This is a genomic window from Arthrobacter sp. P1_A5 (assembly GCF_056406825.1).
Genome location: NZ_JBFTZL010000002.1, coordinates 105,908 through 129,542 on the forward strand (window position 1 = coordinate 105,908; position 23,635 = coordinate 129,542).

The 23,635-nt window shown below is 65.8% G+C and carries 19 protein-coding genes; 12 read left to right on the top strand and 7 right to left on the bottom strand.

Features of this window, described 5'->3' with window-relative positions:
- Nucleotides 1-4: 4 nt before the first annotated feature.
- Entirely contained in the window at nucleotides 5-1,225 is a 1,221-nt protein-coding gene (locus AC1D1S_RS01405; RefSeq protein WP_243178249.1) for a sarcosine oxidase subunit beta family protein, read from the bottom strand.
- Nucleotides 1,222-2,562 carry a serine hydroxymethyltransferase gene (gene glyA / locus AC1D1S_RS01410; protein WP_308197223.1) on the bottom strand — a complete coding sequence of 447 codons (1,341 nt, stop codon included), beginning with the start codon at nucleotides 2,560-2,562 and terminating at the stop codon, nucleotides 1,222-1,224. Before glyA ends, AC1D1S_RS01405 begins: the two co-directional genes overlap by 4 nt.
- Nucleotides 2,563-2,721: 159 nt before the next feature.
- On the opposite strand from glyA, the gene AC1D1S_RS01415 reads away from it, so the two are divergent.
- The 4 genes from AC1D1S_RS01415 to AC1D1S_RS01430 all read left to right on the top strand — a co-directional run bounded on the left by AC1D1S_RS01415 (nucleotide 2,722) and on the right by AC1D1S_RS01430 (nucleotide 7,658).
- Entirely contained in the window at nucleotides 2,722-3,393 is a 672-nt protein-coding gene (locus AC1D1S_RS01415; RefSeq protein ID WP_476873351.1) for a GntR family transcriptional regulator, read from the top strand.
- Nucleotides 3,394-4,122: 729 nt separating this feature from the next.
- Nucleotides 4,123-5,436 carry an MFS transporter gene (locus AC1D1S_RS01420; protein ID WP_476993565.1) on the top strand — a complete coding sequence of 438 codons (1,314 nt, stop codon included), beginning with the start codon at nucleotides 4,123-4,125 and terminating at the stop codon, nucleotides 5,434-5,436.
- A gap of 61 nt (nucleotides 5,437-5,497) precedes the next feature.
- Complete coding sequence (locus AC1D1S_RS01425) at nucleotides 5,498-6,754, top strand: aminopeptidase P family protein (protein ID WP_243178251.1); 1,257 nt, start codon at nucleotides 5,498-5,500, stop codon at nucleotides 6,752-6,754.
- A 94-nt stretch (nucleotides 6,755-6,848) separates the two neighbouring features.
- A complete protein-coding gene (locus AC1D1S_RS01430; RefSeq protein WP_243178252.1) occupies nucleotides 6,849-7,658 on the top strand; it encodes an IclR family transcriptional regulator in 810 nt (269 codons plus the stop codon).
- 36 nt (nucleotides 7,659-7,694) lie between these two features.
- Here the strand turns inward: AC1D1S_RS01430 and AC1D1S_RS01435 are convergent, their stop codons facing one another.
- Nucleotides 7,695-9,239, bottom strand: coding sequence for a PucR family transcriptional regulator (locus AC1D1S_RS01435; RefSeq protein ID WP_476993555.1), 1,545 nt, complete (start codon nucleotides 9,237-9,239; stop codon nucleotides 7,695-7,697).
- 107 nt (nucleotides 9,240-9,346) lie between these two features.
- On the opposite strand from AC1D1S_RS01435, the gene AC1D1S_RS01440 reads away from it, so the two are divergent.
- Both AC1D1S_RS01440 and AC1D1S_RS01445 read left to right on the top strand, forming a co-directional pair.
- The gene (locus tag AC1D1S_RS01440; protein WP_476947525.1) at nucleotides 9,347-10,876 is read left to right on the top strand and encodes a purine-cytosine permease family protein; all 1,530 of its coding nucleotides are present in this window, start codon (nucleotides 9,347-9,349) and stop codon (nucleotides 10,874-10,876) included.
- Between the two features lie 15 nt (nucleotides 10,877-10,891).
- Nucleotides 10,892-11,863, top strand: a complete 972-nt coding sequence (locus tag AC1D1S_RS01445) for a polysaccharide deacetylase family protein (RefSeq protein WP_476993556.1) — start codon at nucleotides 10,892-10,894, stop codon at nucleotides 11,861-11,863.
- A 113-nt stretch (nucleotides 11,864-11,976) separates the two neighbouring features.
- On the opposite strand, the gene AC1D1S_RS01450 is transcribed toward AC1D1S_RS01445, so the two are convergent.
- The 4 genes from AC1D1S_RS01450 to uriH form a co-directional block, all read right to left on the bottom strand.
- A complete protein-coding gene (locus AC1D1S_RS01450; RefSeq protein ID WP_243178256.1) occupies nucleotides 11,977-13,137 on the bottom strand; it encodes a M20/M25/M40 family metallo-hydrolase in 1,161 nt (386 codons plus the stop codon).
- Nucleotides 13,138-13,438: 301 nt separating this feature from the next.
- Nucleotides 13,439-14,395, bottom strand: a complete 957-nt coding sequence (locus tag AC1D1S_RS01455; protein WP_243178257.1) for a ribokinase — start codon at nucleotides 14,393-14,395, stop codon at nucleotides 13,439-13,441.
- Nucleotides 14,392-15,816 (bottom strand): uridine transporter UriT, encoded by a 1,425-nt coding sequence (uriT, locus tag AC1D1S_RS01460; RefSeq protein WP_476993557.1) that lies wholly within the window; start codon nucleotides 15,814-15,816, stop codon nucleotides 14,392-14,394. The genes AC1D1S_RS01455 and uriT overlap by 4 nt, the downstream gene beginning before the upstream one ends.
- The gene (uriH, locus tag AC1D1S_RS01465; protein ID WP_243178259.1) at nucleotides 15,813-16,826 is read right to left on the bottom strand and encodes a uridine-preferring nucleoside hydrolase UriH; all 1,014 of its coding nucleotides are present in this window, start codon (nucleotides 16,824-16,826) and stop codon (nucleotides 15,813-15,815) included. Before uriH ends, uriT begins: the two co-directional genes overlap by 4 nt.
- 166 nt (nucleotides 16,827-16,992) lie before the next feature.
- Between uriH and AC1D1S_RS01470 the strand changes: the two genes are divergently transcribed.
- The 6 genes from AC1D1S_RS01470 to AC1D1S_RS01495 all read left to right on the top strand — a co-directional run bounded on the left by AC1D1S_RS01470 (nucleotide 16,993) and on the right by AC1D1S_RS01495 (nucleotide 23,549).
- Nucleotides 16,993-18,042 (top strand): LacI family DNA-binding transcriptional regulator, encoded by a 1,050-nt coding sequence (locus AC1D1S_RS01470; protein ID WP_243178260.1) that lies wholly within the window; start codon nucleotides 16,993-16,995, stop codon nucleotides 18,040-18,042.
- Nucleotides 18,043-18,092: 50 nt separating this feature from the next.
- On the top strand, nucleotides 18,093-19,292 hold the full coding sequence (locus AC1D1S_RS01475) for a metal-dependent hydrolase family protein (RefSeq protein ID WP_476870239.1): 1,200 nt from the start codon (nucleotides 18,093-18,095) through the stop codon (nucleotides 19,290-19,292).
- 328 nt (nucleotides 19,293-19,620) lie between these two features.
- A complete protein-coding gene (locus tag AC1D1S_RS01480) occupies nucleotides 19,621-20,715 on the top strand; it encodes an extracellular solute-binding protein (RefSeq protein ID WP_018775012.1) in 1,095 nt (364 codons plus the stop codon).
- Nucleotide 20,716: 1 nt separating this feature from the next.
- Nucleotides 20,717-21,604 (top strand): ABC transporter permease, encoded by an 888-nt coding sequence (locus AC1D1S_RS01485; protein ID WP_476993558.1) that lies wholly within the window; start codon nucleotides 20,717-20,719, stop codon nucleotides 21,602-21,604.
- The gene (locus tag AC1D1S_RS01490; protein ID WP_028275936.1) at nucleotides 21,591-22,418 is read left to right on the top strand and encodes an ABC transporter permease; all 828 of its coding nucleotides are present in this window, start codon (nucleotides 21,591-21,593) and stop codon (nucleotides 22,416-22,418) included. Before AC1D1S_RS01485 ends, AC1D1S_RS01490 begins: the two co-directional genes overlap by 14 nt.
- A gap of 9 nt (nucleotides 22,419-22,427) precedes the next feature.
- A complete protein-coding gene (locus tag AC1D1S_RS01495; RefSeq protein ID WP_243178263.1) occupies nucleotides 22,428-23,549 on the top strand; it encodes an ABC transporter ATP-binding protein in 1,122 nt (373 codons plus the stop codon).
- Nucleotides 23,550-23,635 lie beyond the last annotated feature (86 nt).

Genomic DNA, 23,635 nt, shown 5'->3' on the forward strand with positions numbered 1-23,635 from the left:
CTTTCTAGTGGGCCACGGCGGCGGCGCCGTGTTCGTCGATCAGGGCGCCGGTTTCGAAGCGCTCGAGTGCAAAGGGCTTGTTGAGTTTGTGCGGTTCTCCGGTGGCGATCGTGTGGGCGAACGTCAGCCCGGCCGCCGGTGTGCCCTTGAATCCGCCGGTGCCCCAGCCGCAGTTGACGAACATGTTTTCCACCGGGGTGGTGCCTACGATCGGGGAGGCATCCAGGGTGGTGTCAACGATCCCGCCCCAGGTCCGGAGCACGTGGGCCCGGGCGAAGATCGGGAAGAGTTCGACGGCGGCTGCCATCTGGTGCTCGATCACGTGGAAGGATCCGCGCTGGCCGTAGCCGTTGTAGGAGTCCACGCCGGCGCCCATGACCAGTTCGCCCTTGTGCGCCTGGGAGACGTAGACGTGGACGTGGTTGGACATGACGACGGTGGGGTGGACGGGCTCGTGGAGCTCGGACACGAGTGCCTGGAGGGGGTGGGACTGGATGGGGAGCCGGAATCCGGCCATTTCGGCAAGCACCGAGCTGTGCCCGGCGGCGCAGAGTCCGACCTTTTCGGTGTTGATGGTGCCGCGGGTGGTCTTGACCCCGGTGACGCGGTTGCCGTCCTTGATGAAGCCGGTGACCTCGCAGTTCTGGATGATGTCCACGCCGAGCTCGTCGCATTTGCGGGCGAACGCCCAGGCGACGTGGTCGTGCTTGGCGATGCCGGCGCGCGGCTGGTAGGTGGCGCCCATGACCGGGTAGCGGATGTTGTCGTTGATGTTCAGGATGGGGCAGAGTTCCTTGACCTGCTGCGGGTCCAGCCACTCGGCGTCGACGCCGTTGAGTTTGTTGGCCCCGACGCGGCGGACGCTTTCGCGGACGTCGCCCAGGGTGTGGGCCAGGTTCATGACCCCGCGCTGGCTGAACAGGAAGTCGTATTCGAGTTCTTCGGGCAGGATCTCCCAGAGTTTCAGGGCGTGCTCGTAGATCGCCGCACTCTCGTCCCAGAGGTAGTTGGAGCGGATGATGGTGGTGTTCCGGGCCATGTTCCCGCCGGCCAGCCAGCCTTTTTCCAGGATGGCGATGTTGGTCATCCCGTGGTTCTTGGCCAGGTAATACGCCGTCGCCAGTCCATGTCCGCCGCCGCCCACAATCACGGCGTCGTAGCTCTTCTTGGGGTCCGGGTTGCGCCAGAGGAAGTCCGGGTGCTCCGGCAGGTGTTCGGTGGTCATTGTGCTGCTCCAATCAGTTCTGCCTCAAGCCCGGTCGCCGGCGTGCCGGTGCCGAGATGCGGGTAAAGGGGGAACCGGTCCGCGAGGGCGCTGACGCGTCCACGCAGTTCAGCGGCGGTTTGGTCGCTGAGTTCGTCCCCGGGCGCCTGCGAGATGAGGGCGGAGGCGATGATGTCCGCCACCTCGGTGAACTCCGCGGCACCGAAGCCGCGGGTGGCCAGGGCGGGGGTGCCGATCCGCAGCCCGGAGGACACCATGGGCGGGCGGGGATCGAAGGGGACGGCGTTGCGGTTGACGGTGATGCCGATCCGGTGGAGCCGGTCTTCGGCCTGCTGCCCGTCCAGTTCCGAGTCCCGCAGGTCCACCAGGACCAGGTGCACATCGGTGCCGCCGTTGACCACGGAGATCCCGGCCGCCGCGACGTCGTCCTTCAGGAGCCGGGACGCGAGGATCCCGGCGCCTTCGAGCGTGCGCTCCTGGCGTTCCTTGAACTCCGGTGACGCCGCGATCTTGAAGGCCACGGCCTTGGCCGCGATCACGTGTTCCAGCGGGCCGCCCTGCTGGCCGGGGAACACAGCGCTGTTGATCTTGCGTGCGTACTCCTCCTTGGCCAGGATCACGCCGCCGCGCGGTCCGCCGAGGGTCTTGTGCGTGGTGGTGGTGACGACGTCGGCGTAGGGGACCGGGTTCGGGTGAAGCCCGGCGGCCACGAGGCCGGCGAAGTGTGCCATGTCCACCATGAGGTAGGCGCCCACGAGATCGGCGATGCGCCGGAACTCGGCGAAGTCCAGCTGCCGGGAGTAGGCGGACCAGCCGGCCACGATCATCTTGGGCCGGTGTTCAAGGGCCAGGGCCTCCACTTCGGCCATGTCCACCAGGTGGTTGTGCTCGCTCACGTGGTACGGGACCACGTTGTAGAGCTTGCCGGAGAAGTTGATCTTCATCCCGTGGGTGAGGTGGCCGCCGTGGGCCAGGGCCAGTCCCATGATGGTGTCGCCCGGTTCCAGGAGGGCAAACATGGCGGCGGCGTTGGCCTGCGCGCCGGAGTGCGGCTGGACGTTGGCGTACTCGGCGCCGAACAGGGCCTTGACCCGGTCGATCGCGAGCTGTTCGATCACGTCGACGTGCTCGCAGCCGCCGTAGTAGCGCTTGCCCGGGTAGCCCTCGGCGTACTTGTTGGTCAGCACCGAACCCTGTGCCTCCATGACCCCGGCGGGGGCGAAGTTCTCGGACGCAATCATTTCCAGGGTGGACTGCTGGCGCTTCAGTTCGTGCGCCACGGCCTCTTCGACCTCGGGATCGACTACGGAAAGTCGCTCGTTCAACTGCTCAACCACGGTTGCTCCTTTGAAATACCACTATTGCTATGACTGATATATCAGTGTGAGAACAATGGTATGATTGAGATCACACCAGAGTCAATAGCTGGAAGCCAAGTGGAACCAGGCTTCCGGTTGAAATCCAGAAACGTTGAAATCCAGAAACGGAGCCGAGCTGTGAATGCACTCACCGTCCTGCCGCCCGCAGAGGACGAAGCCATCTCCCAGGCGGAGGCCGCGTACAGGCAGTTGCGCGACAAGCTGATCATGCTCGAAATCCGGCCGGGCGAACCCATCAATGACGGGCAGCTCGCCGCCGAGCTCGGGTTCGGCCGCACTCCCGTGCGCGAGGCGATCAAGCGGCTGGAAGTGGACCACCTGGTGGTTTCCTACCCGCGAAGGGGAACCTTTGCCACCACCGTGGACTTCACGGAACTGGCCGACGTCTCGGAAATCCGGGAACTGCTGGAACCCCTGGCGGCGCGGCGGGCGGCAACGCGGGCCAACGCCGCCATGCGACGCGAGCTGCTGGATGTCGCCAAGACCATTGCAGAACTGGCCCCGAGCCCTGCAGAGTCCCGGGAGCTGATGCGCTACGACCTGACAGTGCACCGCCTGATCTACCGGGCCGCGGCCAACCCGCACCTGGAGGATACGCTGATCCGCTACGACAACCTGGCCACGCGCATCTGGTGCCTGGTCCTGGACAAGGTCCCCTCGGTCAGCGGCCACATCACCGAGCACGTGGAGCTGCTCAAGGCGGTGGCCGACGGCGACGCGGACAGGGCCGGCGAACTCGCCCTGCACCACGTCACCAGCTTCGAGGAGACCATCCGCAAGGTCCTCTAGGTCCGGACGGGGGACCCTCCCGCCGAGGTCGCCGGAAGCGTGCGGGCTCGCCTTAAGCTTCCGGCGAGCCCGCACGTGACCGGCGACTTCGACCACGACGGGCGCCCGAGTCGCCGCCGCAGTGGATTAGAGTTCCGGAACTTCAGCCGTTTTTCTTCCAGCGCTTCGGCCACTTCACGTTCATCAGGAGCAGCCCCAGCAGGAGCGAATCAACGGTCATGATTGCGGCCATGAGATAGGCCCACCCGGCCATCATGGCTCGACCGCCGACCGGCGGCCTGAAGTGCGCGTACGTACCAGAATGCCCATGACGATCTCCTGACGTGGATCCCCCCAGTCACTCGATAGTCCACTTAGTGTGCCACCGCGCCGGACTGGGCGGAACCGCGGCGCCGCCCGGCTCAAGCTTTCCCCAAGTTGACGGACACATCGCTCAACTTATGCAACACCGTTTCGTTCATTGCAACTATTGTTGTGCGGTCCGACTGGTGCCCGCGGCGCTGTCTTGGTGCCTCGTCCAGATTGATCCGCGTAAGAGAAATCACAAAAAGCATTGACTGTGTCATGCGTCACGCCTAATCTGGTGCAACAGCGTTGCACTGATTGCAACTCCTAAAACTCTTTGGTGGACACATGAGTAACGAAAATTTCTCCCCGTCGACACTTGCGGGGTCGAGCAGCCCAGAGTCCAATAGCGGGCATGGCAGTACTTCCTCCGGACAGGCCACGATGAGCGGCCGGGCGGCCCCAGGCGGGCACGATCCCGCAGTCAGCAAGGAAACCCGACGGCGGGTGGTCGCCGCAAGTTTCATCGGAAACTTCGTCGAATGGTTCGACTACGCCGTCTACGGCTACCTGGCCGCAACCATCGCCGCGGTCTTCTTCCCCGAGTCCAATCCCCAGACCGCGCTTCTGCTGACTTTCGCCCTCTTCGCCATCTCGTTCCTGGTGCGGCCGCTCGGCGGCTTTGTTTGGGGCCACATCGGTGACCGGGTGGGGCGCCGGACCGCGCTTTCCCTGTCAATCCTGATCATGTCCGGAGCGACCTTCTGCATCGCCCTCATCCCGGGGTACAACTCCATCGGCATCTGGGCGCCGATCCTTCTCCTGGTGGTGCGCGTCGTCCAGGGCTTCTCCGCCTCGGGCGAATACGCCGGCGCGTCCGCCTTCCTGGTGGAGTATGCCCCGGCCAACAAGCGCGGCCTCTACGCAGCGGTGGTTCCGGCCAGCACGGCCGCGGGCCTGCTGCTGGGCTCCCTGCTCGCGGGCCTTTTGACCATCCTGCTCACCGCCGAGGCGATGCAGAGCTGGGGGTGGCGCCTGCCGTTCCTGCTCGCCGCCCCGATGGGCCTGATCGGACGCTACATCCGCACCAAGCTCGAAGACACCCCGGTGTTCCGCGAACTGGCAGAGGAGGATCATGCCATCAAGGCCCCGGTATCCAGCCTCTTCCGGAACCACTGGCGGTTGCTGCTGAAGGCCGTCGGAGCAGTGCTGCTCAACGCCGTCGGGTTCTACGTGATCCTCAGTTACATGCCGACCTACCTGTCCTCGGAACTGGGACTCGGCGCTGCCGAATCTTTCCTGGCCACCACCATCGCACTCGTGACGTACATCGGGTTCATCTTCCTGACCGGAATGCTCTCGGACCGCTACGGCCGCAAAAAGGTCCTCATTGCCGCCTCCTTGAGCTTCATCGTGCTGACCGTGCCGGCCTTCGCCCTGCTGGGCACCGGGAACTTCCTGGTGATCGTCCTGGTCCAGATCCTGCTGGGCGCCATGCTCACGCTCAATGACGGCACGCTTCCGAGCTTCCTGGCGGAAATGTTCCCCACCCGCGTCCGCTACAGCGGCTTCGCCGTCAGTTTCAATCTCTCCAACGCGCTCTTCGGCGGCACCGCGCCGTTCATGGCGACCCTCCTGATCGCCGCGACGGCCAATGCCCTGGCTCCTGCCTGGTACCTCGCCGGCGCCGCGGTCATCTCCCTGATCGCCGTAGCGCTCTCCCGGGAAACCAGTAAAGAACCGCTGCGCCACGAGTAGTCCCGGCCGACGCCCACATTTTCCCTCCTAAGAAATCAAACCGCAGAAAGGCACCACCATCATGACCATCGCAACGTCCAACAACGCTTCGTCCATCGCCGAACTGGAGCGACTGAAAGTCCTGCACAACGGGCAGAAGGAAGAGCTGACCTTTTCCAACGCCGAATTTGAGCGCCGGCTCGGCGGACTGCGCCGCATCATGGCCGATAAGGACCTGGACGCCGTCGTCCTGACCAGCTACCACTCCATTAAGTACTACTCCGACTTCCTCTTTACCTACTTCGGCCGGTCCTACGCCATGGTGGTCACCAAGGACGACACCGTGACCGTCACGGCCAACATCGACGCCGGCATGCCGTGGCGGCGCAGCTATGGCGACAACGTGGTGTACACGGACTGGCGCCGGGACAACTACATCTTCGCCATCCAGGAGGCGCTGCGCACCCGCGGCATCAACCCCCGCCGGCTCGGCGTCGAAGACGATTCGCTCCCGCTGGATAACCGCAACAAGATCCAGGCGGCCTTCGCGGGAGCCACCCTGGTGGACGTCGCCCAGGCGGCGATGCGCCAACGGATGATCAAGTCGGCCGAAGAGATCGAGGTGATCAAGCACGGGGCCCGCATCGGTGACCTGGGCGGCGAAGCCATCCGCAACGCCATCACCGCCGGCATCACCGAATATGAGGTCGCCCTGATCGGCACCGAAGCCATGGTCCACGAAATCGCGCGGACGTTCCCGGACTCGGAAATCCGTGACACCTGGGTGTGGTTCCAGTCCGGCATCAACACCGACGGCGCCCACAACTGGGCCACCACGCGCAAGATCCAGGAACACGACATCCTGTCCCTGAACTGCTTCCCCATGACCTCCGGCTACTACACCGCGCTGGAGCGCACCCTGTTCTTCGGCGAACCCGACGCCCGCTCCCTTGAGCTGTGGAACATCAACGTCGAGGTCCACAAGCGCGGCCTCGAGCTCATCAAGCCCGGAGCTGTCTGCAAGGACATCGCCGCCGAGCTGAACGAGATCTACGTCAGCCACGGACTTCTCGCCAACCGGACGTTCGGCTACGGACACTCCTTCGGCGTCCTGAGCCACTACTACGGCCGCGAAGCCGGACTGGAACTCCGCGAGGACATCGACACCGTGCTCGAGCCCGGCATGGTGGTCTCCATGGAACCCATGATCACCGTCCTGGACGGCCAGCCCGGCGCCGGCGGCTACCGTGAGCACGACATCCTGGTGGTCGGCGAAGACGGAGCCGAGAACATCACGAAGTTCCCGTTCGGCCCCGAATACAACATCATCGGAGCCTGAGGCGCCCAGACCCCCTGAAGGCAGGACCCAGAAGCGGCGCCACGTCCACCGTGGCGCCGCTTTTGGGCCCTCATGCGGAATGATGGTAGACACCATGACCCCAGCAGAATCTCCCGGGACCACCGGAAACGGCGACACCAAGGGCACCTCCGTCATCGTCAACGCCATCGCCGTGCTGCGAACCTTCACGGCGGACGAACCGTTGCTCGGAGTCACCGAGATCGCCAACCGGGTGGGCCTGCACAAGAGCACGGTTTCCCGGATCCTGGCCACGTTCGAACAGGAACACCTGGTGGAACGCGATCCGGAAACCCGCCGCTTCCGGCTGGGGCTGGGACTGATCGCCGTCGCCGGGCCGTTGCTGGCCGAACTGGAAGAACGGCGGGTGGCGTATCCCGTCCTGCGTGAACTTACCGAACAGACCGGCGAAACCAGCGCCCTCATGGTGTGGAACGGCGCAGAGTCAATGTGCGTGGAGCAGATCGCCAGCCACCACCAGATCAAGCACACCACCCCGCTGGGAGCCCGGTACACCGACGCCATGAGCGCCTCCGTGCAGGTCTTCCTGGCCGCAGCGCCCGTCGAACGCGTCCGTGTGCTCCTGCGCAGCGGGGCGATCAGCTACCCGGGACTCGATGATGCGGGCCTGGATGGCTACCAGATCAAGCTCAAGGACGTGACGGCCCGGGGCTGGGCCATCAACTACGGCGAATCCTCCATCGATGAAGTGGGCGTCGCCGCTCCCGTCCACGACCACCGCGGCGACATCGTGGCGGCGGTCCTGATCTCGGCGCCCCGGTTCCGCGTCTCACGCGAGGCTCTGCAGAGCCTGGGCGAAGCGTGCGCCGCTGCGGCCGACAAAATCACCAGCCGGCTGGGCGGGCGCGCGTCCAGCAACGGCTAGCGCGGCCCGCGCCCGGACTAAGGCGCCGAGCGCACGTCAGCTGAGCCGGGCCAGCCGCGCGGCCAAATGCAACGCTGCGAGCCGGCCCGTCCGCCGGGGGTCGCCGCCGCACAGCTCGAAGATCCGCTGCAGCCGTTGATGCATCGATTGCCGCTCCACGTGCAGTTCCCTCGCCGCCTGGGCCGTGTTGCAGCCGGAATCCAGCCACACGGCCAGGGTGCCAAGCAGCCGGGAATTGCGTTGCGCATCATAATCCAAGAGAGCCCCCAGCTGCTGGCGCACGAAGTTGCGCCGTTGGCCAGGGTCCAGGCTTCCCACGGCAAGGCGTTCGACGGCGAATGCCTCGCAATCGATCACGGGACTGTGCGGACCTTGGGTTCCCGTATGTGGTTGCCCCAGCGCGCCCGCCAATTCCAGGGTCRGCCTGGCCTCCGACAAGGACCAGGGGGCTTCCGAAATCCCGACGGCCACCGGGCCGACGGCAACCAGCGTGTCTGATGGGGCCGGTAGCGCCCGCAGGCCAGCCAGAAGTGCGTCCCTGCTGTCCAGCGGACTATCGCCCGGGAGGACCACCACCGCCAGCAGCTCGGCATTATCGACATAGGTTGCGCTGGGCTGCGCCCGCCGGGCCAAGAGCTGCTCCACAGAAGCGCGGAGGTGTTGGAGCATGCCGGAGCGGACCATGATGGCCACGATTGTGGCACCCGGCGGAATCCCGGCCGCGGAAGCCAATTGCTGGAGCCGCCAGGCCTGGCTGCCGGAATCAATCGCGCGAAGCAGGGCCGCCCCGGCGACTTCCTTGAGCCCGGGGGACATTCGCTGCAGCAACGCCAGGGCCAGGATGTCGACAGAACGATTTCCGGCCGTCCGGGCCAGGTTCTGGTCCTCGTCCGCAGGGACCCGCAGCAACAGCTGAGCCGCAAGGATGCCGCGGATCGGCACGTCGATGTGAATCAGGCGTGCCTGCTCCTGCGGCCCACCGGTGGAGGCATCGGGGTCGGCGGCCTCGGCCCGCCCCGGGCTTGCGCTGGCCAGGGTCGCGCCGGCTATGGACGTCAGCGTCACCTCGGCATTGATGATGCCGGCCAGCACGGCGAGGATCCGGTCCAGGCCGCCGCCGTGCGCCAGTTCGACAGCCATCGCGTGACTGGCCTCATCGGCCCGCCGCAATTGGGACACCGAGTCACTGACCAGCATCGAATTAATGGCCTGCGTGACTCCGACGAACGGCACCACCCCGCGAAGTTCGATCAGCGGAAGGCCGGCTGCTTCGGCGGCCGCCACCATTGAGGACGGCAGGGACGGCAGGGCGGACCCGGTTTCGATAGCTACGGCGGCAACGCCCCGCTCCGCCAGTTGGCGGATGTAGTTGACCTGCCGCTCCTCCGAGGCGAGGGCCAGGGCTTCTCCGCCCGTCAGCAGAAGTTCCCCGCCGGCCAGCAGGGGCGCGATATCAATGATTTCACTGGAGTGGATCCACCGCAGCTGCGCCCGGGCGGCGGCCCTGGCCGCGGCGCGGACAATGGGGTCGGCGGCCGCCATGGCCGGATGGTTCAGGACGTCTTGAAGAAGGATGGACATTACACTCCGTCGCGTTGCTCTGGGTATATTTAGACACATTGTATATAGTCGCATGTGGCCCACGACACATAATCTTGAGGAATCCCACACATCCTCGGAGGCTCCACATGCGTCAAAAATCCCCAGCGGCCCCTGCCGGCACCGCGCCGGAAGCGAGCGTAGACCACGAAGCGTGGCTCCAGCCCATCCCCGAATCACAACGGACCCGCAAGGTCTCCGGCCAGTTCTGGATCTGGGCCGGCGCCAATCTCGCCCCGATCAACTGGGTGCTCGGAGCGCTCGGCATCCAGCTTGGCCTGGGATTCGCGGACACCGTCACGGTTCTTGTCCTCGGAAACCTGATCGGGATGCTGCTCTTCGGCTGCTTCGTCCTGCTGGGCCAAAAGACCGGAGCGACCGGCATGGTGCTGGCCCGCGCCGCCTTCGGCCGGCGCGGCAACTACCTGCCCGCCGGCATCCAGGCTCTCCTGGTGATCGGCTGGTGTGCGGTCAACACCTGGATCATCCTGGATCTGGTCATGGCGCTGTTCGGAACGCTCGGCTGGGTTGACCCGGAGGCCAAGAACTACGCCTGGAAGATTGGCATCGCCACCTTCATCATGGCTGTACAGGTAGCCATCGCCTGGTTCGGCTATAAAGCCATCGCCGCCTTCGAGAAGTGGACCGTGCCGCCCACCATCATCATCTTGACCGTGATGTCGGCAGTGGCCTGGTTCGGCATGAAGATCAACTGGACCTACGCCGGCCCGGCGGGCCACATCCTGGAAGGCTCGGAACGCATCGCCGCGATGAGCGCGGTCATGACGGCCATCGGCATCGGCTGGGGCATCACCTGGTTCACCTACGCTGCGGATTACTCCCGCTTTGTCAGCACTTCGGTGCCCAAGCGCAAGGTTTACCTCGCGTCGGTGCTGGGCCAGTTCATCCCGGTCGTCTGGCTGGGCATCCTGGGGGCCAGCCTGGCGACCAACACGGGTGAAATTGATCCCGGCAAACTCATCGTCCAGAACTTCGGCGCGCTGGCCCTTCCTGTGCTGCTCATGGTGCTGCACGGCCCGATCGCGACCAACATCTTGAACATCTACACCTTTTCCGTCGCCACGCAGGCCCTGGACATCTCCATCAGCCGGCGCAAGTTGAACCTGTTCGTCGGCGTCTTCTCCCTCGCGGCCGTGATCTTCTTCATCTTCCAGGAGGATTTCGCCTCCGTGCTGGACGCCTGGCTGATTGGGCTGGTCGCCTGGGTGGCTGCCTGGGGCGGAGTCATGCTGGTCCATTACTTCTGGATCGAGAAGCGCTGGCCCGGCGACCCGTCCCGGCTCTTTGACGCCGTTGGCACCAAACGCCTGCCGGGCGTGAATCCGGCCGGTGTCGCTTCACTGCTCATCGGCATCTTCGCCACCTGGCTGTTCATGTACGGACTGGTGCCGGCCATGCAGGGCCCCATCGCCGTCGCCCTGGGCGGGTGGGATCTGTCCTGGCTCGCCGGGGGACTGGCCAGCGCCGCGGCTTACGCCGTCCTCGGTCCGCGGTTCCACAGGAAGTTCCTGGATGTCCCCACCCCCAGCGAACAGACCGCAGATTCACCTGAGGCAACCGGCCTTCCGGTCACATCAACCACGCCCGCCGCCCTCTAGCAGGAGATCAACCCCGTGAACTTCCCCGCTTTCGCCGACACCGCCCATCCCATCACCTGGCCCGAAGGCAATCGTGCCGCGGCGTCCTTCACCTTCGACGTCGACGCCGAATCCTGCACCATCGCCCATGACCCGCAGAGCACCAGGCGCATGTCCCTCATGACGCACCAGTCCTACGGGCCCAAGGTCGCCGTCCCGCGGATCCTGCAGATCCTTGAGCGCCAGCAGATCCAGGCGACGTTCTTCGTCCCGGGATTCACCGCCGAATGCTACCCGGACGTGGTCCGCCGGATAGCCGACGGCGGCCACGAGATTGCACACCACGGGTACCTGCACGAGCCCATGCAAGGCATCGACGCCGCCACGGAGGCGGGGTACCTGGACCGGGGCCTGGATGCCCTGGCCAAGGCCGCCGGCGTCCGGCCGACCGGCTACCGGGCACCATGGTGGGAGCTCAACTGGCATTCCCCCGCCCTCCTTGCCGACCGCGGGTTCCTGTATGACTCAAGCCTGCTCGACGGCGACGCGCCGTACCGTTTCAGCGTTGCCGAGGCAGACCCCCGCGATCTCRTGGAAATCCCCGTCGACTGGGCCCTGGACGACTGGGAGCAGTATGCCTTCTACCCGGGCGTCACCGGAAGCGGCGTCATCGAAAGCCCGGCCAAGGTCCTCGAAATGTGGACGCTGGAGGCCGAAGCCCACCACGCTGCCGGGAGCTGCTTCGTCCTGACCAACCACCCCTTCATTTCCGGCCGGCCGTCCAAGGCCGTGGCCCTGGAACAGCTGATGGACCGGGTCAAGTCGATGGACGGCATGTGGGTCACCACCATGGAGAAGATCGCGCAGCACACGCGCGACTCCGTCGAAGAGATCCACACCCACGCGCGCATTGCCGTGCCCGGATTCCCGGACACCGGTGCACAGTTCACGCCGGCCGACGTGCGGCAGCCCCAAGGAGCCACGGCGCGGCGCAGGGCCGGAATCTAGGGCACAAATCCGGCCCTGGCAAGCACAGGTCCCCGGCGCGGCCCCTCGTCAGAGGGTGGCTGGGCCGGGGACCTTCCTGCGGGGCGGCCCGGGGCCGGCGGCGAAGCTGGTGTTTAGCCGGTCTTGGCCATCGCGTAGGCCACGGTGCCGTAGGCCAGGGCGCCGGACATTTCGGTGAGCAGTTCCGGGTTGGTGTTGGCGATCGTGTCGCACGCCTCGTGGTAGCAGGGATCGAGGTCCTTGCCGGCCACCCCGCCGTAGGCCTGGGCCTGGGCCTGGGTCTTCCTCTTCTCATCGCCGGTGAACAGCCCGCCGCCGGGAATGCCGGCCGAGAGGAAGGCGTCGTAGTCCGAGCCGCCGTCAAAGGGCGTGGTCTCGGCCGGCAGCGCGTTCTCCTGGAAATAGCGGAAGAAGACGTCCTCTATCGCCTTGGACCCGGCCGGGCCGGCATGGCCGAAGTCCGTGCCGTCCCCGTCATGGACCGAGCGGACCCCGTTGGGCGAGGCCACCATGTCCACGTTCAGGTTCGCCGCGGTCTGGCCGATCTCGGCCGGGCTGAGTTCGTCGACGTAGTGCTGGGACCCGTACAGCCCGTCCTCCTCGCCGCCCCAGAACGCGAACCGGACCCGGTTAACCGGCGTGATCCCGGCCTCCTTCATCCACCGCGCGGTCTCCAGGACCGCCGCGACCCCGCTGCCGTTGTCATCAATGCCCGGGCCCTCCTGCACGGAGTCCAGATGCGCGCCCACCACCACGGTGTGCCCGGCACTGCCCCCGGTGTCGGCCAGGATGTTAAAGGACTCCACCGTCTTGCCGCGCCGGCCGTCCTCTTTGAACGTGAAGCTCTGCCGCACCGGCGAGTACCCGGCCGCGCGCAGCTGTTCCTCGACGTAGCGGGCCGACTCCTCATACCCCGAGGTCCCCGAGGCCCGGTTCCCGCCGTTGGCATCCGCCACCCGCTGCAGCGCCTGCAGGTGCCCCACCATGTCCCGGGACTTGAACGCCGCCAGCACCGCACGCGCATCCACCGTGCTCGCCGGGGTCAGCTGCGGAACCGCAGCACTCGGACTGGCAGACTCGGCGGGTGCGGCGGATTGGCTCGTGCCGCCGCCTGATTTGCCCGTGGCGCCACCCGAGGGTGTGCCGGATGGTGTGCCACCGGACGGAATGCCGGCCGACGGGATGTCAGCCGCGACCCCGGAGGTACAGGCCGACGTCGAGAGCAGGACCAGGGCGAGGAGCGAGGGAAATACGTGCTTGCGGAGAGTGATCATGCCGGGAGCCCATCACTAGTCGGTACAAGTTCGCTTGCTCCGGCTCGATCGGTCAGGACGCTCGCCACTGACGCTCCAGTAAGACGCGGCCACCATCGCCCGGCAAATACTCCTATCAGGTCGAACCATTGTCGGCCCCGCGGCTGTAACTTCAATAGCGCCTCGCTGTGAATCTGCTGTGCAATTGGGTTGCATCAACCAAGGACCACCAGACCGGTCCGGTGCTTAACCGGGAGGGGGCGCCGCAGACAGGCTCTGCGGCGCCCCCTCCCGTGGCGGCCCTAACTGGCGGGGGTGGCCGTTAAGCGAGCAGTCCCTCCACATCCGCCGCTTTCGGGTACGCCGTTTGCGTCCCCTTCCTGGTCGCTGCCAAGGCCGCGGCAACGGACGCGAAGGCGGCAGCGGCCGGAAGTGAATCGCCGGCGGCAAGGCGCGCAGCCACGGCCCCGGTGAATGCATCGCCTGCGCCGGTGGTGTCCTTGGCGTCGACCCTGGTGGGTTCAATGCGGGTGATGCGGCCCTCGGCGCCGGCTCCGGAGTCCAGGACGACGGAGCCGTTCGCCCCCAAAGTGACCACAACGCGGTGCAGTCCGCGATCGGCGAACTTGTCCCGGACCGGCGCCCACGCCGCGGCGTCAGCCCCGGCGTCGGGCACGGCGGCGCCGCCCAGGAACAGCGACGCCTCATGCGCGTTCACCAGCAGGATGTCGCAGAGTGCGGCCAAGCTCGCCGGGATCTCGGCGTAGGGCGACAGGTTGAGCAGAACTGTCGCCCCGGCGTCGTGGCCCAAGCGGGCCGCGGCCTCAACGGTGTCCAGACCGACCTCGAGGCACAGGCACATCACGGACGCGCCCTCGAACAATTCGGCGGAAGCGGCAACATCCCCGGGCGCCAGTGTGCCGTTGGCTCCGGCCGAGATGATGATGTTGTTCTCACCGTGGGCGTCGACGGAAATGACGGCGACGCCGGTCGCAGCATCAGGCGTGCGGCGGACGCGGGAAATGTCCACCCCGGCCCCGGCGGTGGAGGCCAGAAGCATGGTCCCGTTGGTGTCGTCGCCCACCGCACCGATCAGCACGACCCGGCTTCCGAGTTTGGCCGCCGCGACCGCCTGGTTGGCGCTCTTGCCGCCGGGATTGACCGCAAAGCCATTCCCGTGCACCGTTTCGCCGGGGAGGGGGAGCCTGTCGCAGTAGATGGTCAGGTCCGCATTCAGTGAACCGACGACGACGATCCGGCCAGAGTCCGGGCGGGTCATTTCGCCTCAGCTTCCAAGGGCTTGGGAATCAGGAGTGAAGCGGCGAAAGCCGCCACGGTGATGATCAGGCCCACCGTGATCGCGGTCAAGTAGGATGCCTGGGCATCGCCCAGTGCAGAGGAGGCCACCAGCGCTGCCGGCAGGACCAGGAAGCTCAGGCCGGCGCCCAGGTTGAACGCGCCGGCGTTCATGCCGGGGAGAAAGCCGGGGTTGCCAGCTGGGGAGAGGACAACGCCAAGGCCGTTCAGCATGATGTTGACCGTACCCGCGTACATGATGCCCAGCAACGCTGTTCCGGCAATCATCATGGGCAGGCTGCTGAGGCCGAAGAAGGCGATGATCGCCAGGGCCACGACGCTGCCGGCCATGCCGATCCGCAAAACTTTGGTGTAGCCGAAAACCGGGGCCAAACGGCCGCTGATGGGTCCGACAACCCAGCCCAGGAGGGCGTAGGGAGTCAGGATGATGAGTGACATTTCGGTCGGTCCCACGCCGAAGCCGGGAGCCGTGGCCTGCACGTAGGCGGGAACGATGCCGTTGATGACCGCGAAGACGCCGGTCATGGTCAGGATTGTGGTCAGCAACGGCGCCCAAGTGGAGCGCTGGCGCAGGTGGGCGGTCTCCACCATGGGCTGCCGGGAGTGCTTTTCCACCGTCCAGAACCCGAAGAAGGCGATCACTGCAACGGCGATGAGGGCAGTCGCCAGTGCGAGGGTGCCGGGGGAGAATCCGCTGACCAGTTTGGAGGCCTCGTTGAGGGCTGTGAGCAGGGCGCCGACCGCGATCACGATGAAGAAGACGCCGGGCCAGTCCATCTTGGTGCCCACCGCCGGCTTGCTCTCACCGGCCAGAACGGCGACCAGGCCCGCCGCCACGACGGCCAGCACCACCATGAGCCAGAAGATGCTGCGGAATCCGTAATGCTCGGCGAAGTAACCGCCGACAAAGGAGTCGACGCCGGCAACCCCGCCGTTGACGGCGGTGATGAGGCCCATGAGGGCACCGTACTTCCGCGGGTCACTGACGGCGGAGCGCAGCATGATCAGGCACAGCGGGACCGTGGGGCCGCTGACGCCCTGGATGATGCGTCCGACGAAGAGCCAGGTGATATCGGGAGCCATGGCCGCGATCACCGAGCCGACAGCCATCATCAACATCATGCCCAGCAGGATCTTCTTGCGCCCCACAATGTCGCTCAGGCGCGGCAGGAAGAGGGAAAACAGTGCTGCCGCGGTGAAGAACCAGGTCTGGGACAGGCCGATCACGGCCTGATCGGTGTGGAGTTCGTTGCCCATCGTGACCAGGGCGGGGCTGAGCATCGATGCGTTGAGCTGGAAGGCAATGCAGGCCGTCAACAGGGCCGCCGTGAGTGCAGCGACGCTTCGTCCCGTTGTCTTGGATTCGTAAGTCAGAGTGCTCATGAGTTGGCTCCGTTTCCTGCGCCGATGCTGACGGCGGCGGACGGGTCCACGTCGCCGATGCGCACCAGGGCGTCTGTGACGAGGTTCCAGAACTTCGCGTGATCGAGGTCCACAGCAACAGACGTGTGGCAGTCCTCCGGTGCCGGGGCGCGGAAATCGGCGACGGTCATGCCGAGCGTCAGTTGGCCCTGCAGTTCGATGTTCACGGGGACTTTGCGGGTGGTCATCACCGTGGGATCGATGACGTAGGCCACCGCGCAGGGGTCGTGGACGGGCGGGTAATCGAAGCCCTGGGCGTCCTTGTACGTCTTGGTGAAGAACTCCATCAGCTCCAGCACGAACTGGGCGGGCTTGGTACCCACGGCGGCGATTTTTTCCACGACTTCGGGGGTCGCGAGGGCCTGGTGCGTGAGGTCCAAGCCCACCATGACCACCGGCCACGGCTCGTTGAACACAATATGTGCGGCCTCGGGGTCGATGATGATGTTGAATTCGGAAACGGCGCTCCAGTTGCCTACGTGGTACCCGCCGCCCATGAGCACAACTTCTTTCACGCGCTCCACGATGCGCGGCTCCTTGCGGGCCGCCATGGCAATGTTGGTCAGTCCTGCCGTGGGCACCAGCGTCACAGTGCCAGGCTCGTGCGCCATAACAGTGTCGATGATGAGGTCGACGGCGTGGCGCGGGTCCAGTTCGATGCTGGATTCGGGCTGGGCGGGGCCGTCCATGCCGCTCTCACCGTGGATGTCGGGGGCGGTTTCGATGCTGCGGACCAAGGGCCGATCGCAGCCGGCGGCGAAGGGGACGCCGGTGATGCCGGCAATCGTGCCCACCGACAGGGCGTTGCGGGTGACCCTTTCGAGGGTCTGGTTGCCGACGACCGTTGTGACCGCGAGCAGCTCAATGTACGGATTGCCGTGAGCCAGCAGCATGGCCACGGCGTCGTCATGGCCTGGGTCGCAGTCCAGGATGATCTTCCTGCGTTCCGGTTTCAGGGTGATGGGATCCACGTAAATATCTCCACGTCGTTGGGGGTCCGCCGGGGCGGTGCGATAAAGCGTTCAGAGTGAGTTTGGCACTGTCAAGCGTCAAGCGTCAAGCGCTTAACGTAAGTGACGTCAAGCGCTTGATGTCTTGCGGCAGGTGCGATGCGTCACTCCCGGCTACGATCGAGGTATGGAATCCGGCGAACAAGTACACGAGCTTCGGGGGCGCACCCCGCGCGTCACTGCGGCGATGGTGGCTGCGCGGGCCGGGGTCTCCACCGCAACGGTCTCCCTTGTGGCCAACGGAAAGACCCAGGGGCGGGTCTCGGAGGACAACATTTCGCGGGTCCGGGAAGCCATTGCGGAACTCGGCTATGTGGTGGACAGTATTGGCAGTTCGCTAGCTAAGGGCATCAGTTCGATCGTCATTCTCGTGGCGCCGGACATCTCCAACCCTTTCTTCGCCAACGTCATTGCAGGTGTCCGCGGCGCGCTCGGCGCCGAATACCAGCTGCTGCTCTCCGTCACGGACGCCGGGGAGTTCCCGCGCGTCGACGACGTCCGCAGGCTCCTGGCTTTGCGGCCGGCCGGGCTGCTCGTAGATGCGCCCAGCGCGGAGTTCCTGGAGGATCTTTCCGTCGCTGGGCCTCTCGTTCTGCTGGACGCCCCCGGCTTGGAGTCCTTTGCCCCCTCGGTGAATCTCGACGTCGGACACGGCGCCCGCCTGCTGGCCCGGCACCTGGCGGACGCCGGACATAAACAAGCGGCGTACATGGACAGTGTGACCGGCACGGCGACCTTCGATATCCGGCGGGCGGCATTCCTAGAGGAGTCCGCGGCGCTGGGCATCACCGTGGCCACGGACCATGTCATCGGCACCACCATTGACGTCGGCGCCGCCGCCGGCGCGTTCGCCGCGGCGTGGCCGGATTGGCAGCGGGACGGTGTCACCGCCGTCGTCTGCGCCACCGATACCCATGCCTACGGCGTGCTGCAGGAAGCCAGGGTGGCCGGCGTCCGCATTCCGCAGGAACTGGCCGTGGCAGGCTTCGATGACCTGCCCTATTCGGCCACGTCCAACCCGGGCCTGACCAGCGTCCACCTTCCGGGCGACGCCCTCGGGGCCAGGGCCGGCGAACAGCTCCGCAGGGTCATGGAGGGCAAGGGCTTGGAACAGCACCAGCTGATCCTCCAGGGTTCACTGATGGTCCGCGGTTCCACGGAACCGGCCAGCACCTAGAAAACCGGACCGAGCCCACCCGCGAACATCTCACCCGAGGAGTTGTCAGCATGACCAACGCAGACGCCCTGACCATCCACAATGCCCGGATCTTTGACGGACATTCGCCCGAGCTGGCGAGCGGATCCATCCTGTTCCGGGACGGGATCATCCAGGAGACCGGCGACGTCATCCCCGAAGGTGAGGTGATCGACGCCGGCGGCCGCGTCGTGGTGCCAGGGCTCATCGATGCCCACTTTCACGCGTACGCCGTGGGCTTGGGCGGCCTTGAGGTTGAGCGCTCGCTCCTGAGCTACACCGCACTGGTGGGGGCGCGCCGCTTGGGCGCCGCCGTGCGGCGGGGATTCACGACCGTCCGCGATGTGGCCGGCGGGGACAGCGGGCTGGCCCGCGCCATCCGCAGCGGCCTGGTCACGGCTCCGAGATACTACTACACGGGTCCGGCCCTCAGCCAAACCGGTGGCCATGGCGATCCCCGTTCCGCGGATCTGGATGTCTGCTTCGATCACGGTCACATGTGCGCCGTGGTGGACGGGGTGGACAACCTGCGCCGGGCAGTTCGTGATCGGTTCCGCACGGGAAGCCACGCCATCAAGATCATGACTTCCGGAGGCGTGGTCTCCCTGACAGATCCCATCCGGCTGCCGCAGTATTCAGCGGAAGAAGTCCGGGCGGTGGTGGACGAGGCCACCCGGCGCAAGAGTTACGTGGCGGCCCATGCGTATTCACCCGAGGCAATCAGGCATTCCGTGGAAAACGGGGTACGTTCCATAGAACACGGGAACCTCTTGGACCGGGACACGGCGCAGATGATGGCCGAGCACGGGAGCTTCCTCGTGCCGACGCTTGCCGCCTACGACGCCATGAGCCGAAGGGGAGCTGCAATGGGCCTGAACCCCGTTTCCCAGGCCAAGAACGCCGAGGTGCTTGAGGCCGGCAAAATTGCTGTGGAACTGGCCCTGCAGGCCGGAGTCAAGGTGGGCTTCGGATCCGACCTGATGGGGGACCTTGAGGATGATCAGCTTGTCGGCATTCGGCTGCAGATCGAGGCGGCAGGCGTCTTGGAGACGCTGAGATCCCTTACCTCAGTAAACGCAGAGCTCCTTCAGGACCCAAGCATCGGGAGCATCGGCGCTGGAATGGCGGGCGATGCCGTGATTCTGGACGGCGACCCCTTTGTGGACCCGGCAGTTCTCTGGGACCACAACAGGTCGAGGACTGTTATCCACGACGGGCGCATCATTCGGTGACCCTGGAGATGCCCGGGCGGGCTCAGGAGGGCCGGCGTTAGGGGAGCTCGCGGGGCAGAAATCTCGTTGTTTCTTAAAGCAATACAACTGTTGACTAGTGAGCAACTTCACAGTTACAGTTGCGAAACCGAAAAGCCGCCGGAAGGCGGACTCGAGATCTCCAGGTGGAATGGATGGCGCGCGCGAACCGCGGCTGTCGCTTCTCCTTCTCTCTTCACTTCTTCTCCTTCACTGCGCCACACGCAATCACACGCACCGCACCCCGCTACGCCCGCAATCCTGCACGCCCTCTTTTGGCGTGCCCGCGTCCATGAGAGGCACTTCCCCCATGACAGCATTCCGTTCCACTCCCTTTGACCGCAGGCAGCTCCTCAAAGCGGCAGCGCTGACGCCATTTGCGGGTCTGGCGCTCTCCGGCTGCGCGGCGAAGCCCGCCGAAAGTGCCGCTGCCAACAAGACGGTGACCGTCACGTCCTATGGCGGCTCGTACAACGACCAGCTGACCCAGACAATCCTGGACCCGTTCTCCAAGCAGTCGGGGATCCAGACGACGCTGCTGGCCAACACCTCCCTGGCCGCGCTGAAGGCCCAGGTCCAGTCCGGCGACGTGCAGTGGGACCTCGTGGAAATCACGGCGCCGGAGTATGAGGTGGCCGTGGCCGAGGGGCTGTTAGAGAAGTTCGACTACGACATCATCAGCGACAAGGGCCTGCCCGGATACGCGAAGGCTGAATACGGCATCAAGTACCTGAGCTTCCTGTTTGTCATGGCGTGGGACCAGAAGGTCATTTCCGACGCGCAGGCCCCGAAAGACTGGGCCCAATTCTTCGACCAGGGCAAGTACAACACCAAGCGCTCGGTGTACAACCAGCTCTCCGACAGCTCCGTCCTGGAAGCCGCGCTGCTGGCCGACGGTGTCCCCTTCGACAAGATCTACCCGCTCGACGTCGACCGGGCCCTGAGGGTTCTGGGCCAGCACCCGGGAAAGGACCGGCTGCTGTACCACGCCGCCAACCAGGAGCCCATCCAGCAGCTCACTTCCGGCGAGGTCTCACTCTCCACCAGCTTCAACAACCGCATTAACGCAGCCCGCAACGACGGCGCGAAACTGAACTTCTCCGCCGAAAACGCCGTCCTTGCCGGCGACTACTTCGTGGTTCCGAAGGGCGCCAAGAACAAGGAAGCGGCCTTCAAGCTGATGAACTTCATGTCCAACGACGCCGAGGCCGGCGCGGCGTTCGACAAGGTCACCAACCTGACCCTGGCCAACACCCCGGCGCTGTCCAAGCTGCCGAAGGAAATCGCCGACACGCTTCCCACCAGCCCCCGGCTCGCGGACAAGATCCTGGTCCGCGACGACAAGTGGTGGTCGCAGAACCTGAAGAAGACCGAGCAGCAGTTCAAGCTCTGGCAGGCCAGCTGACATGAGCAACGCAACTCTCGAGCGGCCCCGGCCGCGGGGCCGCGGTGCGCCTGCCTCCGCCGAGGCACGACCACGACGGCGGCGCAGCGGCTGGTGGCTGCTGCTGGCTCCGATCCTTGCCTTCGACGTCGTGCTGTTCCTGACGCCGCTGGGCAAACTGGTCGGCGCAAGCTTCGCCGACAACGCCTACCAGCGGGTCCTTGAGGACCCGCTGGTGATGCGCGCCCTGGTCAACACCCTGACCATCAGCCTGGCCAGCACCATTGTCACCGTGGTGCTCGGCTACATCATCGCCATGGTGCTGTGGCGGGCCGGCAACGTCACCCGGGTGATCCTGTTCGCCGTCGTACTCCTGCCGTTCTGGACCGGCATCCTGGTGAAGAACTTCGCCTGGGCCGTCCTGCTGCAGGACAACGGCATTGTGAACGCCTTCCTGCAGGGAATCGGGCTGACCGGTGCGCCGGTCCCGTTGCTGCACAACCGGTTCGCCGTGATCGTCGGCATGGTGCACTGCCTCCTGCCGTATGCGGTGTTCCCGATCTTCTCCTCGCTGACATCGATCGATGACCGGCTGGGGCTCGCGGCCCGCTCGCTTGGCGCGCGGGAAGGATCCGTCTTCCGCACGATCACGCTGCCGCTGAGCATGCCCGGCATTTCCGCGGCCGGGCTGCTGGTCTTCATCATCAGCACAGGTTTCTTCATCACCCCGGTGGTGATGGGCGGGCCCGGCGACATGATGATCGCCAACCAGATCGACTACTACGCCCGACAGCTGACGGACTTTTCCGGGGCCGCTGCGCTGGCCGTCATCCTGACGGTCATGGTCAGTATCCTCGTGGCCGTCTACCAGCGCGTCCTCAAGGCAGGAGGCCAACATGAAAACAACTAATCCGCAGCACCGGATGCTGGCGCTGCTTTCCATCCCGGCCTTCCTGTTCCTCGTCATTCCGACGGCGATTGTGGTGCCGGTCGCGCTGAACGACAGCCGCTACATCACCTTCCCGCCGGAGGGAATCTCCTTCGCCGCCGTGGCCGGATTCTTCGCCGACCGGGCCTGGACCTCCGCACTGACGGCCAGCCTGCAGTCGGCGGCGATCGCCGTCGTGATCGGCGTGCTGCTGGGCGCCACCGCGGCGATCGGCCTGCACGGGCGCAAGTTTCCCGGCCAGCCCGCCGTGGTGGGTCTGATTCTCGCGCCGATGATCGTGCCGACCGTGGTGCTGGCGCTGGCGTTCTACCAGTTCTTCATCTCGATCGGCATGGTGGGCAGCATCGTCCCCATCGGCCTGGCGCACGCCGTGATCGCGACCCCCTATGTGTACCTGACCACCCGCGCCAGCCTCGCCGGGCTCAACCCGGCCCTGGTCCGGTCGGCGCAGAGCCTCGGGGCCGGACCGCTCTCCGTCCTGCGGCACGTGTATCTGCCCATCATCCTGCCCGGCCTGATCTCCGGGGCGCTCTTCGCGTTCTCGGTCTCCATCGATGAGACGGTGATGTCCCTGTTCATGCAGTCCCCGGGGGCCACCACCTTGCCGGTGAAGATGTTCACGGATATCCAGTTCAACCTGACCCCGAAGATCGCGGTGTCCTCCGCCCTGCTGGTCAGCGTCGCCACCATCGGGCTGCTGCTCCAGGTCTTGTTTGTCCTCAAGCGCCGCTCTTCAACCCGGATGCTGCCGCTGGCCGTGTCCGCACAAACGTAAGGAAAGTCGATGACCGCATCAGTGATTTCCGCGGGGCCCATTCCCGGCACGGGCAGGGCCGCCCAGGGCGCCATTGAGCTCCGCCAGGTCAGCAAGCACTACGGCGACGTCGTTGCCGTGGACGAACTGGACCTGACAGTCCAGCCGGGGGAGTTCGTGACCCTCCTGGGCCCCAGCGGCTCCGGCAAGACGACCACCATGATGATGGTGGCGGGATTTGAAGAACACACCGCCGGAGCCATCCTCATTGACGGCAAACCCGTGGACACGCTGCCGCCCCGGGACCGCAATCTCGGTGTGGTGTTTCAGAACTACGCCCTGTTCCCGCACATGAGCGCGCTGGAAAACGTGGAGTTTGCGCTGCGCATGAGGAAGGTGCCGCGCGCGGAACGCCGCCAGCGCGCCGAGGAAGCCCTCGACCGTGTGGGACTGGGCAAGATGGGCGGGCGCAAGCCGCGCCAGCTCTCGGGCGGACAGCAGCAGCGGGTGGCGCTGGCCCGGGCACTGGTCTTCAACCCGGCGGCCCTGCTGCTGGATGAGCCGATGGCAGCCCTGGACAAGCGCCTTCGCGAGCAGATGCAGGAGGAGATCAAGACCCTGCAGAAGGGCCTGGGCATCTCCGTGCTGTTCGTGACACACGACCAGGACGAGGCCATGGCCATGTCGGACCGGATCGTGGTGATGCGGGACGGGAAGATCGTGCAGTCCGGCCCGCCGGAGGAGGTGTACAACCACCCCATGACCGACTGGGTGGCCAGCTTCCTGGGCGACACCAACCTCATCCCGGGCACCATCGTGGAGCGCAACGGCGAGGAAGCCGTGGTGGACCTCGGCGGACTGGGTATGGCAAAGGTCCGGGACCGCGGGGCAAGCGGTGAGAACTACGCCGTCTCCATCCGCCCGGAGCACCTCAAATTCAGGACACGGGCTACGGCGGGCAACGGATGCGCCGCGACCCTGGTGTCCTCCACGAATCTTGGCGCCACGGTCCGCCACCGCCTCACGGCCGGCGGCCACGACCTCCAGCTCCGTGAGCTGAGCTCCGACAGCGCCGCCCGGATCCGGCCGGATGAGGAGCTGTGGGTGGGCTGGGACGCGGACAAGGCCCAGCTGCTGGTCCTGGAGTCCTGACCGCCGGATGCTGTGACGGCCGGGCCGGTTCCGGCACCCCTCCGCGGGACATGCCCTCCTCCGGCGCCCAGGGATGGACATATGCC